Source organism: Agathobacter ruminis, assembly GCF_002735305.1.
GTDB lineage: Bacteria > Bacillota > Clostridia > Lachnospirales > Lachnospiraceae > Roseburia > Roseburia ruminis.
Window position 1 is genome coordinate 22,675 of sequence record NZ_PDYG01000064.1, and the last position, 20,454, is coordinate 43,128.

A 20,454-nucleotide genomic window follows, 5' to 3' on the forward strand; every position below is an offset into this window, starting at 1 on the left:
TGATAAAATGACAACATGAGCGAGATAAAAGAGAAAAAAATTCGCCTGCGCCGAAAGGGCGAACGAAAAAAAATGAGCCGCGTCACGCGCAATCTGATTATTGCTGTGGTGGTTCTTTCGGTAATCGTGGGAATATTGGGAGCCGCACTGGTCTTAACGGATGTAGAGCTGCGAAAGCTGTCTGCACAGATGACTTATATGCAGGATACGGTCAGTGTCATCAATTCCAATCTGGATAATTTAGGAACCAATATCACTGCCCAATTGGAAGAAGAGACTTCACTTGTGGAAGATTATCAAATTAAGCTGAAGTCCATTAATTTTGAGACCAAAACCTATACGGTAGATGTGACAATCGTGCCAAAGGAATTCACGGAATCCACTGAGACCAGCGTCTATTTCGGTACCAAGGAATATCGCATGGACAAAGACGGATTTACCTACCACACGACAGCGACACTTCCGATCAACGAAAGTTATGAGGGAAATGTCACGGTTCTTTTCACGGACGGAACCAAGCGCACTACCGAAATCATCAAATATTATCATGGCATCGACATCAAAGGACATGATTATATCACCTGTACCGGCGAGACAGAACAAAGTATCAGCAAAGAGGGACTGCTCTCCGAAAAATCCAACTTAAACATCAAGGTTGACGGTGCACAGCTGTTTTCATTTGAAGAGATTTCGTATGTGGTATCCGTGAACGGCACGGAAGTATATACCTATAATCTGCTCGAGGAATATGAAAAGAAACAGGCTGCCGAAGCCGATACGGATGAACCGGAAGCCGGCCCTGAACCGGAAACAGAAACACAGACCGAAGATGCCGAATTTGAGACCGAGCCTGTAGACACCATGGAGCAACAGTTTGCACTTGAATATAAGCTCGAGAAACCGCTCGAGGACCTTGACCGCGTTTCTACCATGGTACGCCTCAAGACGACAGACGGATATATCATGACCTATGATATCAGCAACAGCACCATCACTGCTGCCGTCAATGCAGAAAAGCCGGAAGATCCTCCAACCTATGCGGTCACAAAAGATGAAATCACACGGCTGCTGTTTATCTTTTATGATTCCAATGGGGGCACCTATCGCAAGACGGTTGCCATTCATTAATTTTATGTTACCATTCACCGTCTGTATTGCCTAATATCCTCAGCCCATAAACCCGGTAAGCCCTTCACGATTTTGCGAATATTTTAGGTTTTCAATATGTAAAAGGTGAGCATCACTCATGTGTCTTTTGATGAATGAACTATTTTGAAAAAAGGTTTATGAAGTGGCGGACACTTAATTTATTGATATTATGTACTCCTCAGTCTAAGGGATACCCGGGTTCAGACTCCGTTTGCCAAGTGAAATGACAAAATGAGTTTTGTGTTTATAAGCATCATGCATTACGCAACGTCGTGTTGCAATCGCATTTGCACCGCCATCCGTGGCGGCGCATGCCTATAAACATCAAAACTCATTTTTATTTCACTAGGGCGCACTCCAATTCACCCGGGTATCCTTTAGATGAGAAGTACATATACGAAAGTTTTGGGTGTCCGCCAACCATAAAACTTTTTTCAAAATTGTACAGGCATTCAAAAGACATATGGTAATCAGGATGCGAGCTTTTGCATATATGAAAACCAAAATATTCTTGCAAAGTGAAGGGGATACCGGGTCTATGGGCTGAGGATATTTATCATAAAACAGACTATGAATGGTAACAATTTTACAATCAACAAAGCACACAAAAAACGAGTTTCTGCACGATGCAGGAAACTCGTTTTTTCTATTCTAAAGAATGCTTCAAGGGGGAATTAGAAACATTCCAAGAATCCACCCGTATATACGCAAATATTGTATCGCATATTCCACAAAATCGCAATTATCACTAACAAATCCGCAAGATTTTTAAATCCCACGGCTGAATCGAAATCTGTTCTCCGGATGCAATAGTTTGATTCTGCAACAGTTCTTTGGCCTCCACCGGGATCGCAAGTGTCTGTTCCTCATCCGAGAAATTCATGACATAGACAATCTGTTCACTGGCCGCATTCACGCCCTGTTTGACAACCAATGGATAGCGCACATTCGAAAAACTGATTTTGTGCGGCTCTGCAAAATTGATTTCATGCAGGAATGCAGACAGCACTTCCTCGAGCACTTCATCCTCAAACATGGCTGCCAGATACATGGCACTGCCTTTGCCAAACTCATTGTATGTTACTGCTGCATAACGGTTCCAAACCGGATGGGTATAACGGCTCCACACTTCTGCCGTGTCGGCAAATACCATTTCCATCCACTCCCGTGCAGCGCCGGACTTTTCATGAAAAGCCACTTCCACATTCTTCGGGAAAGTAAACTGATCGTAGTGGATGCCCAGTGCCTCATGCAGGATATGCGGCTGACGATCCGCATAGATTTTAATCTGCTCATTTGCAAATGCGCTTTTGAAGGTTGCAATCAAATGGCCACCGTCTTTCACATAATCGGACAGAGCCTGAAGATATTCTTCCTTTGCACTGTAGAGCGCCGGAAGAAGGACGATCTCATAGCGGCTCAAATATTCAGCCTGCGCCGGTATGACATCAAATTCAATATTCAGGCGATAAAGTGCATCTGCAAGCCAGCGCAGCACACGATTATATCCATGTGTATCCTCCGTATCCATCGGGAATTGAATCAGACCGGTATTGGAGCGGCTGTCTGCCACGATTGCCACGCGATTGTCCTTTTTCAGATTCACCAAATGCTGCCCGATGCGCTTCCATTCATTTCCGACGATTGCGCATTCTCTGTAGGTTTCATTCTCCTGCAGATCATGCGACAACACACCCTTCCAATAGCTTTCGATTGCATTATGAATCGAATGCCAATGCCAGTATTCGACCATATTGGCTCCATTTGCGACATGCGAATATGCACAGAGTCGCAGCTGTCCCGGATACGGGAGCCATCCCAGATTGCCCTGTGCTTCTGTCTCGAGTACCAAATAGTTGTCTGATTTGAGTCCTCGCGAGATATTGCCCAGCACGGTAATCTCCGCACCGGTCAGATCCTGCGCATTCGGATGATAAATATCACAGCCCGCGATTGTCACAGCTTCCGCTGCCGCAAACTGATCCACCTCCGGTTGCAGTCCCAGTCCCCCGCGACGTGCATCCCAGTCATAATCAAAGTTCTGTGTGATAAACTGATCCGGTCGCTTATATTCCGCAACAATTGCAGCCTGCCACTTCAGAAAATCAGTTACCAGTCCACGCGAAAATGCAGCATATTCCGCGGCAAGTGAACCATTGATGGTTCCTCTGATATCCGGAAAATGTGCCCAGTCATCCACACGATTGCTCCAGTAATCCAGACCGAATGCATGATTAAACGCATCCAGATCCGGATATTTTTGTTTGAGTGATTCGACAAACATCTCCTGCGCTCGCGGTCCGCAGGTATCATAAGCCTTTGTTTCATTGTCCAGCTGAAATCCGATAACATGTGGCTCGTCGCACACTTCTTCCATCAATTTGCGAATCATACGCTCTGCATACTGCAGATAAATCGGATTCGTGATATCCATATTCTGGCGGTGGCCGTAAATCCCCGGTCCGCTGTGCGTAAGCGCAAGTATGTCATCCGCTTTGTCCGCCAGCCAGCTTGGAATCGCATAGGTCGGCGTGCCGACAATGACAGAAATATGATGACGCTTGGCCGCATCGAGCATCCGATGCAGAGACGTAAAATCAAATTCTCCCTCGCGCTTTTCCCATGTGCTCCATGTGGATTCCGCAATACGAATCACATTCATGCCGGCCTTCTCCATCATGGCCATGTCCTGTTCTACGCGATCATATGGCATATATTCATCATAATATGCCGCTCCATATAATAATTCTTTCATATTATTGCACCAATTCAAAATCATCCATTGTGCCCCATCCGTTGGCGGCACATTCCACATGCATACCGACGCGAATCTTTGATCCGGCTGTCGCCTGAATCTCACCGATGACCGGATTCTGCCAGTTCACCCAGCCGTTCAGCCGGACAGCGTCCGACTTATATTCCGTCACCGTTTTGTCCGGTGAAGTTACCTGTACAAACAGATAGATGACCGCATCATCGCCGACATCTCCGCCCTGAATAAAGGCATTTGCACTGTAAACACCATCCGCGTCTATTGTTACGTCCTGATACATTTCATAATTCATTGCCGATGCACTCCACCAGTGGAATGCATTTTCTCCGCTGTGTGCATCGGATTCTTTCGTCTGAATATCCGTCGGATTCTCCCCGTTTTGCGAAGTCACCTGCCACATCGAAGCATCCGCATCATCAAAGTTGCCGTTGACCAGCAGATTCTCACTCAGGACTCTGACGGTCATCTTCATTTCATAGCCGGCCGCTTTGCCGGATACCGTATAAACACCCGCACGATTTCTATCAACCGCATTGAGTTCCTCCTGATTCCATGTCACCTCTGCCTGCTCGCTGATAGACGTATCATTATAAACTGCATCCACTTTTTGCGGAGCCTCCCAGGAGGATCCCTTTGCTATTTCGATTTCCAGATCCGGCACTGCAAGGACTTCGAGTGCTCCGCCCTTTGCGCCGTGATAAACAAAACGAAATACATCCAGCGAAGGAAGCTTTTTGCCTTCGGCATCAAAAAGTGCCTGATTGTCCCATGAGCATCCGCCATAATAAGCACCTGCATCTTTCGGATCATATGCGCCCGCATAGGACGATGCCCATCCACAGCCATATTTCTCATAGCTGTCCTTGTTGCTTTGATAATCGGAAAAGGCACCGATCCAGCAACCTTCCCAATAGAAAACGCCAAGCGCATGTGCAGACTGTGCAGCAGCCATGACATCGCGCAGATTGTTGGCCTGTCCCTGCACGGTTGCCGGATAATTCGGCAGTGCATCCGCCTCTGAAATACTGTTTGCACTTCCATCCGCATCCGCTCCCGTATAAAGATAAGAGGTCTCCATGATACAGGTCTTCACCCGGTAAGTATCCTCAATATCACGCAGTGTCTGAATCATATTCTCATAGGTCCCATGCCAGTAGGTATAATATGAAATGCCAAAAATATCATAATCGATTCCCGCATCTTTCAAACGCGCTGCGCGCTCCTTTGTCGCAGAGGCATTGTCCACTTCGGTGAAATGAACCACGATTTGGATGTCAAGCGAATGCTCTTTTGCAAATGCGCGCACCGCCTTTGAAGCAGCATCGAGCAATTCCAACTCGTTGTCAAAATCACTCTCTCCGGCCAGTCCGTAGTTGATTTCATTGCCGATCTGGACCATGCCGATGTCGGTTCCGGACTCGTAGATGGTCTTCAGACTCTCACCGGTATATGCGGTTAACGCTTCCTTTTTCTTCTCCAGGTTCATATCCGCCCATGCCTTTGGCACCATCTGTTTGGCCGGATCTGCCCAGAAATCGGAATAATGAAAATCCACACAGGTCTTCATGCCGTACTCCGCTGCGCGTGCGCCCAGTTTTGCTGCACTTTTTGCATCGCAATTGCCACCGCCGTATCCGTTTCCATCCTTGTCAAACGGATCATTCCAGACGCGGATACGCGCATAATTCACACCGGAATCTGCGAGAATTCGAAAGACATCCTGCTCTTTGCCATCCGCGTCATAATATTTTACGCCGGCTGCTTCCTCACTCAAAATGCTCGACACATCCATTCCGCGGATAAAATCTTCGGACAAACCGTCTATCTTTTCAACATAAATCTCAGATGCTTCCATTTCAGTTGGCATCGTCGGACGATAAGGCGCCTTCGCCTCCTTTGTCTTTGCGCATCCTGTTGCAGACAACGCAAGTGTCGATATCATCATTATGATTAATTTCCTTTTTCTCATTGTAAAAACACCCTTATCTTAAAAATCACGAATCACCGCAAGTGCCGGTAATGCATTTCCATCATAATCAAACAACGCCTGGTTGGCCCATTCGTTTCCGCCCGGGCCTTTTTCCTGCATATAAGCAATCGCTTCCGGACTCGCCCATTCGCTTCCCGGCACCGGAATCCACGCCGGTTCCCAATACATGAAGCCTTTTCCACGGCCTTCGTCGATTCCTTTGAGCAGTTCCATCAAATCCTGCATGAATTTGCTCTGTCCCTCCGGACTCATCTCGTAAGGCACTTTGGCAGCCAGCTCCGGTTTCGTCGCCATTCCTTTTCTCTTCTCATCCGGCAGTTTTTCGTAATCTTTATAATCTTCGAGTGTAAAACCGGTCGACACTTCCGCGACAATCATATCCTTATGATATCTGTGCGCCATGTCATTCATATTGGCACGCAAATCTTCCATCGTTCCATGCCAGAACGGATAATAGCTCAGTCCCATATAATCAAAGTCTGCACCATGATGTGCAAAATAATGATCAAACCAGTCGCGATACATCTCATTGTTTCCGCCGGCATCCAGATGCAGCATCACGGAAATGGACGGATCAAACTCGCGCACCGCACGAATTCCCGCGTTCAGAAACAGGACGATATTGTCCCAGTTCGGCTTTTGTCCCAGCGGCCAGAGCAAGCCATTGGTAATTTCATTGCCGACCGCCACCATTGAAGGAAGCGCGTCAGCATCTTTTAAATGTTGCAGGGAATCCTTCGTGAAATCATAGACTGCATCGGCAAGCTGTGCAGCTGTCATCCCCTTCCATGCGCGTGGCACGCGCTGTTTCCCCGGATCGGTCCAGAAGTCCGAATAGTGAAGATCCAGACACCACTTGATTCCGAGTGCTTTTGCCCGTTTTGCCAGACCGGTTACCACATCGATATCACAGGTTCCGGCTCCAAAGCTCTTTCCCTGATCATCATACGGATGATTCCACAGGCGAAGCCGCAGATAATTCATCCCATATGATTGCAAAATCGTCATAGCATCCGCAGCATTTCCGTGATCACGAAAGACGCCGCCACACTGTTCTACCTCGGCCAAAGTAGACAGGTCCATTCCTTTGATAAAATCCATATTAGTCCTCCATATAGTCATAATGGCAGGCTCTTTGCCTGCCATTATCGTTATTTTATGCGCTTAATCAAAATCTTCAAAACTGGTATAACGCTTTAAATAATCCTTATATTTGCTGCGCACTGTCTCATTCTCTGCGAGCACTTCCTCTTCTGTCCCAAAGAACTGACAGCGGATGCAATAATATTGTTTCTTTTCTTTGTCATAAAACATATCGATGTCCAAATCACGTTTAAAACAGGCAGGACAACGGTAGTTTAATTTGCCTTTTCCAGATTGAGCCATGTCGTAAATACCTCCTTGTCCTTTAAAGATCCTGTATATCCAATTGTAAACATCGGGCTAAAAGCATAGCCTTCTTTGATATAACCGCATTTGTCGCGACCGTCGCATTCCATGGATACTTTTGTTTCAATCGGTGGAAGCGTACAGCTTGCGCTGTCTGCGTCTGCAAGGCATGCCTCACGACACTTGTATTCATATGGAATCGTAGTCGGATTGCTTCCTGTCAGCGAAAGCGACAGGGAACTCATGTCTTCGGTATATTCTGTCGTACCATAGCAGCCTACCATATATTCGTTGATGGTAATCTCTGCATCCGGATCCGACACCGAAAGGATATTGCGGTCAATGCGAATCTTACTGCTGCCCTCTTCAAATGTAATCACACTTTGAATGGTAACATTGCAGTCTCTGAATTCGATCTCCACAGGATCCAGGGTCAGGATACGGTTCTTTCCTTCCTGAGAGAAATGTGCCTTTGTTCTGCACAGACAAAGATCCACTTCTTCCCCGTTATGACAAATCTTGGCAGAACGAACGGTTCCTTCGCCGGCATAATGGGTGAAATATCCGGCACGATATTTCTCCTGTATCAAAAATGGATAGGAAGCATCCTGAATATGTTTGGTTCCGATTCCGACAGGCCAGTTCAGCTTTGCCACATATGGGCGCAAGTCCACGATTGCGCCACCCTGATCCATATTCACGCATACGCGCATATACGGATCGGCATACCAGAACAACTGCTTCTGGGAACCGTAGAGAATATCACGCCACAGTGCACATTCCGGCTCGTTGTAATTGCCATCGTCAACGCCCTTCTTGCTGCGGTAATAGTCCGCGAACTCAGCCATAGTCATATCGGCCAGCTTTCCTTCTTTTTTCAGCTGTCCGTAATAAGCGCATCCTTCTTCGTATGACTTTAACAGCAGTTCGTACGGAGCTTCCCATCTTCCCATCTTGTTCATCCAGCCAGGTCCCACAAACATCATATTGTAGGCATAACCATTGTTGAATTTCGCAAGATAGCGGTATTGGTCGATCAGATTGTAAAGATAAGGAAATTCCCAGGTCTTGCTGTCATAAATCATACCGCGCAATACGTTTTGCGGATGCGTGCCAAAGTTGGAACCATTGCCGTCATAGCAGGCAATCAGGTCGCGGGACAGATGTGGAATTGCGACAATTCCACTGTCTTCCGCCGCATTGGCCGCCGGCGCATGGGTATTCTGCTTGGATGGAATCCATGGTGCCCATGGGCCGCCATCCATGAACGTGTACCAGCTGTTGTTACAGGTGTGGTACGCCTTCGGGCCTTCTTCCCAACAGGTTGCAACCGCACATTTTACGGAAGGATACTTGTCCTTGATATAATTGATCAGTTCCGCATCCATATAATACGAACCGGTCGATTCCGGATAGAATCCGAAAATATCATGGAATTTGGCAAATACATCATCGACGATTGCCATCTTGTCCTCCATGGAGAACATCCAGATACAGAAGTCCTTTGTCTTATACTTTTCACGGAATTGTTCACAAGGCAGTCCCAACAAAGTCAATGCAATTTCATCACCGTATTTCTCGTGATGTTCCTTTGCAAGCTGTACCGCTTCCTCATTGAACAATGAAGCATAAGTCATTTGAATGGTGGTCTTCAGACCATTCTTGTGCGCGCATTCCTGCTGCGTCTTGAAGATATCGAGTGATTCGGTCAAAAGAGCCTTATCCCCGATGTCCTCTTCTTTTCCATGACCCGTGACGGTGGCGGAATATTCCGGCACCATCTCCGGGCGATGGATGATGTTCACTACAAACTTGTCCATTTTTGTTTCCTCGTTAGTTTTTTCATGTTGTTTTTGGGTTACATCTATATTAAAAGCAGTCCTCTCCTCAAAAGACTAGCCTTTAACAGCACCACCGGTAATTCCTTCGACATAGAACTTCTGCATAATCACGAACAGGATAGAAAGCGGAACTGCTACAATCAGACCGCCGGCGCAGAATACTGCGAAGTAATCTCCAATCAGGGTTCTTTGCAAAATATTGTACAATCCGATGGACACGGTCCAGTTGGCCGGTTCCTTGCTGTTGATCATGATACGTGCCATTACGAAATCCATCCATGGAGCCATGAAGGAGTTGATAACGGTATAAACAATCATCGGCTTTGAAAGCGGAATGACAATTCTTACAAAAGTAGTCAGTTCGGAAGCTCCCTCGATTTTTGCCGCTTCACGAAGTGAAACCGGAATCGTATCAAAGAATCCTTTACAAATCAGATATCCAAGTCCCGAACCTGCGGAATAAACTACAATCAGTCCGATCAGACTGTCGTTTAATCCCAGCAATTTCATTACAAAGTAGATTGCAAGCATAGACAAAACGCCTGGGAACATTCCGATGATAATCGAAAAGTTCATCAACGCTTTTCTGCCTTTGAAACGCATGCAGCTGAATGCATATGCAACCATCAATACAAATACGGACGAGATGACACAGCATGCGCATCCGATAATAAATGAATTCTTAAACCACGCCGGGAAGTTTGCTACGGTATCCGGGCGGAAGAACAACTGTGCAAAGTTGTCCAGTGACCATTTCTCTGGGAAGAAATGGTTGGTATTGATTCCTTTTTCTGCTCCAAGTGCGGTCACAAACAGCCAGATAATCGGAATCAACCAGAATAATGCAAGTGCGGCCAGCACCAGATGACGAATAATTTGTTTGATTGTTTTTTTCACTTTCATTACTGGTAAACCTCCTCTCTATCGCCCTTTGTCATTCTTGAGAAGGTAACTAATGTCAAACCTGCACAAATCACAAATACGACAATACCGATTACTGAAGCCATGTAATACTGCTTCGTTGTCGAGTTGGTTGTAATCTTAAACAGCCATGTAATCAAAAGGTCTGTCTCCGACGCATTGGCCATTGCATACATCGGGTTGGTCGTGACATAATCGCCCGTCAACAGGAAGATTACATTGAAGTTGTTGATATTACCAATAAAGGAAGTAATCAGACTCGGTCCGGTTACGAAAAGCATATACGGCATGGTGATTTTCCAGAAAATCTGGAAATTGGTTGCACCGTCGATACGCGCACTCTCAAGCTGATCGTTTGGAATATTCATCAAAATACCGGTTGCAATCAGCATCTGATATGGTACACCAATCCAAATGTTGATCAGGATTACCATCACATGCGCCCAACCCGGCTTGGAAAGGAACGGAATATAATTTAAACTTCCGCTGAGCAGTCCAATATCTTTTAAGAAAGAAGTCAGACCAATGCGGCTACAGAATCCGTTTACAATACCGTAAGTTCCAAACATCTTGCTGACCAAAAGCAAAGTTACAAACTGTGGAATCGCAATAGTCACTACAAAGAGTGAACGCCAAAGCTTTTTGCATTTGGTATTGTTATTGTTGATGAATTTGGCAAGTAAAATACCGCCGATGTATGTGGTAAATGTGGCAAATGCTGCCCATACCAGTGTCCATCCAAGAATGCGGATAAATGCATATCCGAATCCGGAATTACGGTTGAACGAGAACAAGGTGCCCCAGTTCTTTAATCCAACCCAGGTAAACAGGTTTGATGGAGGCATATGTGCTGCATCATAGTTGGTGAAAGCCACGCAGACCATGAACAAAATCGGAATCACATTGATGATTATGACACCCAGACTAGGAAGGGTGAGCAAAGTGATATAGAATTTGTTGTTGATCATCTGGCGACAATCTTCACGGAAGGTATTGATATGTTTGCCTTCCTCCTTCATTTGCTGAAGACGATAAACAGTCTTCATGTTAGATATATATAAAAGAATAAATGCTACAATAAATAAAATTCCGATGATGCTGCAAAGCAAAATCAAAAGGGAATTATCGTAATCATTCACTGTTTTTGTCAGAGTTAATGGATCAAATACTTCTTCTCTTTGTACGGTTCCCAGTGTTCCAAGCTTTGCAAGATAGGTAAGCGAGAATTGGAATGTAAACATAAAGAAGCCAATCTCAATCAAGGTCATCAGGATTCCCTTGACAATCTGTTTTCTGCCAAAATATCCCATACCCATAATGACCAGGGATAATCTTGTCCATAAGTCGCCCTTTGCAACGGCTGTGCCGAAATTTGCAAAGTATTGACCGATTCCTTTGAAAAATTTCTTCATAGAGAACTCCTCTCAGAGTTGTTATTAGTATCAATGTATTTCTTGTAAGTTTTTTCACTTGTAAAAATGTAACCCACGCGCCCCAACAGCACATGGGTTACATTTGCATAAACTAGCCTTCTTAATTGTTGATGACTTTTACTGTGCCGGAGTTGTAATACCGGTTACAGCATCATCAAGCGCTTTCTGAATATCCTTGGTTCCTTCATAAAGAGTAGTTCCAAGAGATGCGCCCGGAGTCCAGAAGTTTCCGCCAACTCTCTGGAAATCAGAGTATGGAAGCTGTGCCATGGATCCGGCAATTGCAGGAGAATTTGCAACAGAAGCGGTATTCTTGTTTGCAGGTCCTTCACCAAGTGTCTCATAGATTTCAGCCTGAGTCTTAGCAGATGTTAAGTATTCAGCGAAGATCATAGCCCATCCAGGATTCTTAGAGTAAGCATTTACACCAACCATCTTGTAGCCCTTGAAGCCACCCATCTGGTAGTCTTTACCATCGATGTTGAATGTAGGAAGCTTAGCAGCGCCGAGCTTGTCGCCGATTGCCTTTGTGTAATCGTTTGCTGCCCAGAGTCCGTCTACATATCCGATGATGTTCTTTTCTTTTCCATCAACAGTGATCTTTAATGTACGGCTGTCTCCATCGCCAATGCTCTGGAATTCAGGATTTGCAGATAAGTCCATGATGTACTTACCAACTGCAGCACCGGTAGGGGTGTTGGTGGTTGAGTTCCAGTCGCAGACATTGTTTACACCGTCATCTGCGAATGTACAGGTAAGTCCTGCACCTGCGAACCATCCGTATACATACCAAGCGTTACCCATATCCATACCGATTACGCCGTCGCAAGCCTTAGCAGCTTCGAGAAGTCCTTCCCATGAACCAGCCTGCTCTTCAGAAACGAAATCCTTGTTATAGAATAAGAAGTATCCGTTTGTGGTTAATGGATAAGCATACTGCTTTCCATCTACAGAAGCTGCATTCATAGCATCCTCTTCATAGTTTTCAGCCATATCATAAGTATAGGTTGTGGTTACTTCCTGCAAAATCTTAGCCTTTGCAAGCTCTGTAATCTGGTCATCTGCAAATACGAAAACATCTCCGCCTGCTTCAGGATCCTTTAACAAGTCATCCTTTGCGTTTGCTTCTGACTCAGCACCGATGTTAAAGTTGAATGTTACATCCGGATACAAAGCCTTGAAGTCTTCGGTGATCTTCTTCATTTCAGTCTGCCAGTTCTCCTGCTCAGAGCACCATACAGTCAGATCAACAGGATCTTTTGTTGCCTCAATCAAAGCCTTTAAAGCGTCGTCCTTGGAAACCTCACTCTGAGTGTCCTTTCCTTCGTTCTTTCCGGCTTGTGAGTTTGTGTCTTCTTTTCCACCGCAGGCAACAAGTGATGTAGCCATTGCAGCAACAAGAAGCGCAGAAACAAGTTTCTTTTTCATGTCCTTTTCCCTCCACTAAATAATATGTTGTGACATAAGATGAACAATGCAACGGTTGCGCTGTGTTGTCCTTGGTCATCGAGTAAAATTGCGCAACCGGTTGTTCTATGACATAATAATACCCCGAGAACCATTTTTAGTCAATAAATCAAAATAGACAATAGTTTCAGGGTAAATTTGTGCACCTTGTCTAGTACTTTTTAACGGGTGCTCTCTCTCATTTGTAAATTAAAATCGGTCAATATGCGACTTTGCGCAACTTTGCCATCGATTTTGCGCATCAAAACGTCCACTCCCTGTGCACCGAGATACTTGGAATCAAAATATAAACTGGTGATGGACGGAGTGTGATTGAGCAACAGCTTGGAATCATAGTAGCTCACCAGCTTGACATCCTTCGGAACACTCACACCGGAAGTCTGCAAAAACAGCAGCGTGTTGTTGCAAAGCACATCATCCATGCATACTATGCAGTCCACTTCGTTCTCCAGGATGGTGGATACAATGGATTTCAGCCGTTCTCCCCTGTGTGCATTCAGGAAAATCAGATTTTCATTTACATCAATGCCACGCTTATTCAGCCCTTCCAAATAACCTTCCAGTCGGCTTTGCGTAACAAAAAAGCTCTCATTGCCTCCGATCAGCGCAAACTTTTTCATGTGCTGGTCTATCAAAGCCTCCATCATGCGGCGTGCTGCTGTTTTGTTGTCATTGTCCACATAAAGAATCCCTTCTTCCAGCGGATTTCCCAGGACAACATACGGCAATTCTTTGTCCTTGAGATACTCAATTACGCGTGAGTCCTTGATACAACGGCTGACAATCAGTCCGTCGATTTTTTTGTTTGTGATTGCACGATCCAGTGAGTGAATGTCGTTATTGTCCGCCAGAATATTGAGCACATCATAGTCATGGTCCATCGCAGCTTCGCACACTCCTACCATGACATCCTGGAAATACGGCATTTCATCCAGAGTCGAGTCCTGCGGAAAAATCAATCCGATGTTAAAAGTCTTGCTTGCTGCAAGGCTGCGCGCAACCGCACTCGGCATATAGTTGATTTCTTTGATAAAATCCGCCACCCGCTGTCTTGTAGACTCACTGATTCGTCCTTTTCCTGAGATTGCGCGGGATACAGTTGTTTTGCTCAGCCCCAATTCCTTCGCAATCGCATCAATCGTGTAGTTCATACTCGTTTCTTCTCCTGGATTCGAATCCTCGTTAGCATTCGAAATCATAATTTTTGCTTTTTGTATACATCAAAATTAGCATAGCTGTTCTTATTTTGCAACCGGTTGCGCGTTTTTTGTTAAAAATAACCACCAAAGCTATTTAAAACTTTGGTGGTCACTCTTTAATTTCATGTTTTTTTTATATTATTTTACTAAATTTGATGCTCACAGATTCTGCTATTTTAATACCAGAATCGAAAAAGCAGGAAGCGTAATTGTATTTTTCTCGATTGTAACCGTCTCATCTCCGGTTAACAGTTCACCTGCAACCTCAGCATTTTCAACCGTTTTTCCATTTATGCTCAAGGAAGTAGCATCCACTGTCTGCGCTTCTTCCGCTACATTGAGCAGGATGACTATCTCTTCATCGTTGTATGTTTTTTTGATTACATCCACATAATCTGTACTTAAATCTGACAGGTTTTGCACCTTGCCCTTTCGGATGATTTCGTTCTGGTTGCGCAACAGAATTGCGCTTTTCACATAATTGTAAATCGAATCATCCGCTTTGGCCTGTTCTTCGTACGAATCAAATTTCATTTCAAACGAATCCATGCCCTGCGGTCCTTTGCACATTCCCTGGGCATTGGCATCTTTTGACCAGTACATCGGTGCACGCTTGTTCTCATCCTTGCCGGATCCCTTCATTCCAAGTTCTTCGCCGTAATAGACGAAGGCATTTCCGGTCATCAGCAGGTTCAGTGCCTGCGCCATCTTCACGCGCGCTTCTCCGAGATCTCCCGGATAGAAACCTGCGGAACGCGCCATATCATGATTCGTATAGAACGGCGCATCAATCGCATTTTCGTTGTGTGACGCGTACAATTCCTGTGCTTTTTCGCTCATAGCGCCGTAGCTGCCTGCAGGCGCAGTTCCTTTTAACACCTTTGCAATCACACCGCCCTGATCGGCAAATGCGAAATCAAACATACTGTCTACGCCGGAGTCATAATATTTGGCATAGGTATTCTGATCCGTCCAGCCTTCGCACACGATGTACGCGCTCGGTTTGACCGATTTCACATAATCATTGAACCATTTGAGCACTTCAATGCTCTTTTCATGATTGCCAAAATAGAAATAGATGACCGCATCCAGTCGGAATCCGTCCACACCGAGATCCAGCCAGAATTTGGCAATGTCTTTGAACTCATTCTTGACCGCTTCGCTATCCCAGTTCAGATCCGGCATGCCATACCAGAATTGTGCTTCATAATACCAGTCCGTACCGGACACCTCGCTGTATCCGCCTTCCTGAGACTTCGTAAAATTATAATAATCCACATACGGACACTTCGACGCATCCGGCTCCTCGTCCTTGCCCAGGCTCTGCATATACTTGTATGCTTCCTTGAACCATGGATGCTCTGAGCTACTGTGGTTCATCACAAAGTCGATGATCACTTCGATGTTGCGCTCATGACAATCTGCCAGAAAAGCCTTGAAATCATCCAGCGTGCCATATGCACTGTCGATGTTGAGATAATCGGTCGTGTCATATTTGTGATAACTTGGCGACGGCATCACCGGCATCAGCCAGATTCCGGTATATCCCATATCCTGAATATAATCCAGTTTGGAGCGTAGTCCGTTGATATCGCCGATTCCATCCCCGTCGCTGTCACAATAAGAATATACAAATACCTCATAATAGGTGCGGAAATGATCTCCCTCCTGCGGCATCTGCAAGGCATTCTCTTTCCATGCAGTTGCTGCGGCATCCACCGTTTTACCTGCTTCGCTTTGTGTGTCTGCCTGTTTTCCACAGGCAGCGGCAGATGTCGCGACTACAGTTGCAAGTACCAGTGCCAGTGCCTTGTGTGCAAATTTCTTAAATTTCATGATTCCTCCTTTTTCCTGCAACCACTGCGCTGATTCCCGGAACAATCCAGTTCTTTTCACCAATCTGGAAATCATCCGGTCCCAGCAAAACCTCCCAAGCTTCGCATTCGAGATGCTCTTTTTTCAAAGATACTTCCGTCTGCGAAGGATTTGCATTGAATATTACAATCAGTTCTTCCGTCTCATCCGCAAGATGATAGGCCACCACATTCTTTTTGGTATGCTCAAAGAAATGCAGTTTTTCACGGATTTCCTCTGCCGTGCGCAGACGAAACAGCGCATGCATTTTGCGCAATGCAATCAGCTTTTGATAATAAGCGCGCATTTCTTTGACCGGTTCAGTCTGCAGATAGCGCAAAGCATTTGTCGCAATCGGACGATTAAAGCTGTTTTCGCACAGTTCTCCCGTCTCCGGCAACGGCTTCGTGCGAAGCATCTCCTCCCCAAGCAGGAAGAATGGCACACCCTGTGAAGTAAACAGAATGGCTGCCGCAAGCTGATTCATGCGATAGCGTTCTTCTTCTGTCGCATCCGGTCTGGATTTTGCCAGCTTATCCCAGAGCGTCAGATTGTCATGGCATGACAGATATTGTATGGTTGTGCACGGGTTCTTTGCCCATGCGCCCTTTGTATATTGATATTTTTTATAATCCACCTGTGGGTGCTCCGTTGCAGCCACAATCACATAGCGCATATCATTTTCCATTTTGGCTGCGCCATTGACAAATCCGCATTTTTCTTCGTAGAAGACATGTCCTTTCACACAGTCTCGGAAATCATCCGAAAATGCGCCCAGATTCGGGACCGTATGTACATTGACTTTCAATGCGCGTTTCTCTGCCGCAAGTACGGAATCTCCTCCGGTCCATCCCTCTCCATACAAAATCACATTCGGGTTGATGGCACGACATGCTTTTTCTATTTCGCGCATGGTCTCGCAATCCAGGACACCCATCAGATCGAAACGGAATCCGTCGATATGATATTCCCGCATCCAATATTGTACCGATGCGATGATATAGTTGCGCACCATCTCGCGGTCTGAGGCAATCTCATTGCCGCAGGCCGACGCATCCGAATAGCGGTCGCCATCCTTGCGATAATAATAATCCGGTGTTGTCTTCTGGAAACAGCTGTTTTCAATATCATAGGTGTGATTGTATACCACATCCATAATGACACCGAAGCCAGCTTTGTGCAATGCCATTATCATTTCTTTCACTTCGCGGACACGCATGGCTCCATCGAACGGATCACTTGCATACGAGCCCTCCGGGACATTATAATTCACAGGATCATAGCCCCAGTTGTACTGTTCTCTGCCCGGTTCATCGACAGGGATGCTCTCATCCACACTGCCGAAGTCATAGATTGGCATCAGCTGCACATGCGTCACGCCCAGCTGCTTCAGGTAATCGAGCACAGCCGGCTGCGCCAGTCCGAGATATCGGCCGCGTGTATCCGCTTTGACATCAATAGAAGCATCCGCCGTCGTATCGCGCACCGACATTTCCGTAATCACCAGATCGGTATACGCCTGCGGTTTCGGTCCTGCATCCTCTGCAAAACCATCCGGATCGGTCTGCGCCAAATCCAGAATCATACTGCGTTTTCCATTGACTCCGGTCGCAACCGCATATGGGTCCTGAGACTCTGTATGCCTGATTGTTCTGTCTTCGTTCTCAAAAGTGCATCGATACGTATAATACAGCCCTGCACAATCGCCTTCCAATACAGCAGTCCACACAGCACTTGCATCGCGCGTCATCTGCACTGTGCGAATCGGTTCTCCTTCATCACCCGTTTGATACAAAACCGCCTCGACGGATTGTGCCATCGGCGACCACAGGCGCAATGTCGTCCTGTCTTTATGATATGTCATTCCCAGTTTCTGTTCTGTCATAATATCCTCACACAGGCAACGCAACACTTCACCGACAGACCAAGCCTGTGAATAACAGCCTCTGCCGTAATGCGGCGCATCGCCATCAAAAATCTCCGATATCGTTCCAATCCCATTTTCACGCAAATGTTCTTTGACCGGCACAAGCAACTGCAATGCTTTTTCATGCACTTCTGCCTTCGACAGACTGCGACGCATAACCTTCACATATGCCGTCACAAATGCGCCCAACAGGAAGCCCCATGCTGTGCCCTGATGATATGCCGCATCGCGTTTTGACAAAGCTCCCTGATAAATCGGATGATATTCAGGATCATCCGGAGAGAGCGAACGCAAGCCGACTCCGACATACAGCTTCTCATATACTTTCTCAACTACCATGCGTTCCTTTTGCTCATCCAGCAACGAATACGGGAGTGAAACTGCATAAATCTGATTCGGCCGCAACTGCGGATCATCCTCATCGACCACATCATAGAGATATCCGCCCTCTTCATACCAGAAGCGGCGCACATAAGACGCCTTTACTTTTTCCGCAAGCGCGCCGTATTCTTCGGCCTCCTCAGAGCTCAGCGCCTCCATAATTTTTAAGGCATTATACCAAAGTGCATTGATTTCAACCGGTTTGCCATGGCGTGGGGTCGGCACCCAGTCACCGACGCGGACATCCATCCAGGTCACCTGGTCCACTCCGCTGCCGGCATGAATCAATCCATCTTCATCCATATAAATCGAAAAATCCGTCCCATTGCGATATCCTTCGATAATCTGTGTCAGCGCAGGATAGATTTCGCGCATGATAAAGGCGCGCCCCTCCTTTGATTGGTCATATTCCAGATATTTATGTACCGCATAGAAATACCACAGCGACGCATCCGCCGTATTATAAAGCGGATCCTGCCCGTCATCCGGAAACATATTCGGCACCATTCCATGATGCACATATTTGGCAAATGTCAAAAGGATTTCCCGCGCATCTGCCAGACGATTCGTACACAATGTCAGACCCGTAAACGCAATCATCGTATCGCGTCCCCAATCCGTAAACCACGGAAGGCCGGCCAGAATGGTCTTGTATCCGGTCGAATCGCGACGCACAATCAGCGCATCGCTCGCCTGTACCAGACTCTCATAAAAATTATTCCATCCTTCATCCACCTTGCGGTCGCCCGCCAAAGCAATCAGCTCCTGCACGCGTGCATCTGCGGCTGTCACTATTTCATTCACAGTATTCAGCACTGCTGCACGATCATCCAGTTTCTCCGACCAGTCCGGATTCAGACCGCAAAGAAGTGCAACGGTCTTCTTTTCATGTGCTGCCACTTCAACCACCAGATCCAACGGACGATAATGGCAATCCAGGCCATCCACCTCATTGTCAATCTCTGTCTGAAGCATGGTATTCACATCATAGCAGGCTTTGCGCGCATGCAAAACGCCTTCGCTGCTCGCCAGACAGATTTGCTGCCCCTGCACTGTCCATACATAATACCCTTTCTCACAATCGCCCGACCCTGTATGGTCAAACAGCTCCTGTAAGCCTTCCACCGTCTGGGCAGAAGAATGCTCGCGATAATTGATCAATGGCGTCATCACAAAGCGCATCGGTTCATCCGAATCATTCTGCACTTCATATCGAATCGCGCAGGTATTTTGTCCGTATTGTAGGGCTATCGTTTTTCGGTACCGTTCCCGAAATGTCTGATAAAAAAAGTTCGCGCATCCTGAATACACAAACTCCTTCAAATATTCATTTCCGTTGTGTGCCCGAACTGTTCCGTCTTCCATTCTGTGTCTTGCACAGGTGAAGTCAGTTGTCGGCATATCCTCACGCTCCACACGCTCCGTCACCTTGGACAAAACCAGATAACGCTCCACAGGCGGATGCAGGCTTGCAATCAGATACCCCTGGTGCGTGCGATTGTTGCCGCCGAGGATGTTGCCTCCGGCGTAACCTCCAATCCCATTTCCCATTGACCATTCACGATACTGGTTGCGCGCGTAGTCATCTAAATGTTCAAATTTGAATTCCACAATTTCCTCAATTCTCTCGATTCCCAAAGACTCGTTATTACTCTGTCATATGAAAACATCATAATATGAGTGTCTTCAAAAATCAAGCAAAAAAAAGCGGCACACCGTCAGCGTGTACCGCTCGTTTCTAACGTTACCATTCACAGCATTCATTACAGTAGCATCCTCGCCCATGGCCCCGGTACGCCCTTCACTTTGCAAGAATATTTTGGTTTTCTAATATGCAAAAGCTCTCATCCTGATTTTCATGTGTCTTTTGAACGCCTGCACAATTTTGAAAAAAAGTTTATAGTTGGCGGACACCAAAAACTGTCGTATATGTACTTCTCAATCTAAAGGATACCCGGGTGAATCGGAGTGAACCTAGTGAAATAAAAATGAGTTTTGATGTTTATAGGCATGCGCCGCCACGGAAGGCGGCGCAAATGCGATTGCAACACGACGTTGCGTAATGCATGGTGCCTATAAACACAAAACTCATTTTGTCATTTCACTTGGCAAACGGAGTCTGAACCCGGG

General features: G+C 46.2%; 12 protein-coding genes. 1 reads left to right on the plus strand and 11 read right to left on the minus strand.

Features of this window, described 5'->3' with window-relative positions; translation table 11 throughout:
- The first annotated feature begins 15 nt into the window (after positions 1 to 15).
- Positions 16 to 1,128: a hypothetical protein gene (locus CSX02_RS08420; RefSeq protein WP_099386338.1), complete on the plus strand. Its 1,113-nt coding sequence runs from the start codon at positions 16 to 18 to the stop codon at positions 1,126 to 1,128.
- A gap of 769 nt (positions 1,129 to 1,897) precedes the next feature.
- Here CSX02_RS08420 and CSX02_RS08425 read toward each other — a convergent pair.
- From CSX02_RS08425 to pulA, 11 genes are all read right to left on the minus strand, one after another.
- Positions 1,898 to 3,904: a beta-galactosidase gene (locus CSX02_RS08425; protein ID WP_099386363.1), complete on the minus strand. Its 2,007-nt coding sequence runs from the start codon at positions 3,902 to 3,904 to the stop codon at positions 1,898 to 1,900.
- A 1-nt stretch (position 3,905) separates the two neighbouring features.
- Complete coding sequence (locus tag CSX02_RS08430) at positions 3,906 to 5,867, minus strand: glycosyl hydrolase 53 family protein (RefSeq protein ID WP_189281452.1); 1,962 nt, start codon at positions 5,865 to 5,867, stop codon at positions 3,906 to 3,908.
- A 42-nt stretch (positions 5,868 to 5,909) separates the two neighbouring features.
- Positions 5,910 to 7,013, minus strand: a complete 1,104-nt coding sequence (locus CSX02_RS08435) for a glycoside hydrolase family 53 protein (protein ID WP_031544714.1) — start codon at positions 7,011 to 7,013, stop codon at positions 5,910 to 5,912.
- A 63-nt stretch (positions 7,014 to 7,076) separates the two neighbouring features.
- Entirely contained in the window at positions 7,077 to 7,298 is a 222-nt protein-coding gene (locus CSX02_RS08440; RefSeq protein ID WP_031544712.1) for a hypothetical protein, read from the minus strand.
- Positions 7,271 to 9,121: a hypothetical protein gene (locus CSX02_RS08445; RefSeq protein ID WP_099386340.1), complete on the minus strand. Its 1,851-nt coding sequence runs from the start codon at positions 9,119 to 9,121 to the stop codon at positions 7,271 to 7,273. The genes CSX02_RS08440 and CSX02_RS08445 overlap by 28 nt, the downstream gene beginning before the upstream one ends.
- 75 nt (positions 9,122 to 9,196) lie before the next feature.
- Positions 9,197 to 10,045, minus strand: coding sequence for a sugar ABC transporter permease (locus tag CSX02_RS08450; RefSeq protein ID WP_099386341.1), 849 nt, complete (start codon positions 10,043 to 10,045; stop codon positions 9,197 to 9,199).
- A complete protein-coding gene (locus CSX02_RS08455; RefSeq protein WP_099386342.1) occupies positions 10,045 to 11,475 on the minus strand; it encodes a carbohydrate ABC transporter permease in 1,431 nt (476 codons plus the stop codon). The genes CSX02_RS08450 and CSX02_RS08455 overlap by 1 nt, the downstream gene beginning before the upstream one ends.
- Before the next feature lie 138 nt (positions 11,476 to 11,613).
- Positions 11,614 to 12,924 carry an extracellular solute-binding protein gene (locus CSX02_RS08460; RefSeq protein ID WP_099386343.1) on the minus strand — a complete coding sequence of 437 codons (1,311 nt, stop codon included), beginning with the start codon at positions 12,922 to 12,924 and terminating at the stop codon, positions 11,614 to 11,616.
- 200 nt (positions 12,925 to 13,124) lie between these two features.
- The gene (locus CSX02_RS08465; protein WP_031544704.1) at positions 13,125 to 14,114 is read right to left on the minus strand and encodes a LacI family DNA-binding transcriptional regulator; all 990 of its coding nucleotides are present in this window, start codon (positions 14,112 to 14,114) and stop codon (positions 13,125 to 13,127) included.
- 219 nt (positions 14,115 to 14,333) lie between these two features.
- Positions 14,334 to 15,998, minus strand: coding sequence for an alpha-amylase family glycosyl hydrolase (locus CSX02_RS08470; RefSeq protein ID WP_099386344.1), 1,665 nt, complete (start codon positions 15,996 to 15,998; stop codon positions 14,334 to 14,336).
- The gene (gene pulA, locus CSX02_RS08475; protein ID WP_242970449.1) at positions 15,988 to 19,962 is read right to left on the minus strand and encodes a type I pullulanase; all 3,975 of its coding nucleotides are present in this window, start codon (positions 19,960 to 19,962) and stop codon (positions 15,988 to 15,990) included. Before pulA ends, CSX02_RS08470 begins: the two co-directional genes overlap by 11 nt.
- Positions 19,963 to 20,454 lie beyond the last annotated feature (492 nt).

Excerpts from the sequence above, each read along its gene's own strand:
- CSX02_RS08470 (WP_099386344.1), bottom strand. The coding sequence starts at position 15,998 with ATGAAATTTAAGAAATTTGCACACAAGGCACTGGCACTGGTACTTGCA.
- CSX02_RS08455 (WP_099386342.1), bottom strand. The coding sequence starts at position 11,475 with ATGAAGAAATTTTTCAAAGGAATCGGTCAATACTTTGCAAATTTCGGC.
- CSX02_RS08430 (WP_189281452.1), bottom strand. The coding sequence starts at position 5,867 with ATGATGATATCGACACTTGCGTTGTCTGCAACAGGATGCGCAAAGACA.
- CSX02_RS08435 (WP_031544714.1), bottom strand. The coding sequence starts at position 7,013 with ATGGATTTTATCAAAGGAATGGACCTGTCTACTTTGGCCGAGGTAGAA.
- CSX02_RS08460 (WP_099386343.1), bottom strand. The coding sequence starts at position 12,924 with ATGAAAAAGAAACTTGTTTCTGCGCTTCTTGTTGCTGCAATGGCTACA.
- CSX02_RS08450 (WP_099386341.1), bottom strand. The coding sequence starts at position 10,045 with ATGAAAGTGAAAAAAACAATCAAACAAATTATTCGTCATCTGGTGCTG.
- CSX02_RS08445 (WP_099386340.1), bottom strand. The coding sequence starts at position 9,121 with ATGGACAAGTTTGTAGTGAACATCATCCATCGCCCGGAGATGGTGCCG.
- CSX02_RS08420 (WP_099386338.1), top strand. The coding sequence starts at position 16 with ATGAGCGAGATAAAAGAGAAAAAAATTCGCCTGCGCCGAAAGGGCGAA.
- CSX02_RS08425 (WP_099386363.1), bottom strand. The coding sequence starts at position 3,904 with ATGAAAGAATTATTATATGGAGCGGCATATTATGATGAATATATGCCA.
- CSX02_RS08440 (WP_031544712.1), bottom strand. The coding sequence starts at position 7,298 with ATGGCTCAATCTGGAAAAGGCAAATTAAACTACCGTTGTCCTGCCTGT.
- CSX02_RS08465 (WP_031544704.1), bottom strand. The coding sequence starts at position 14,114 with ATGAACTACACGATTGATGCGATTGCGAAGGAATTGGGGCTGAGCAAA.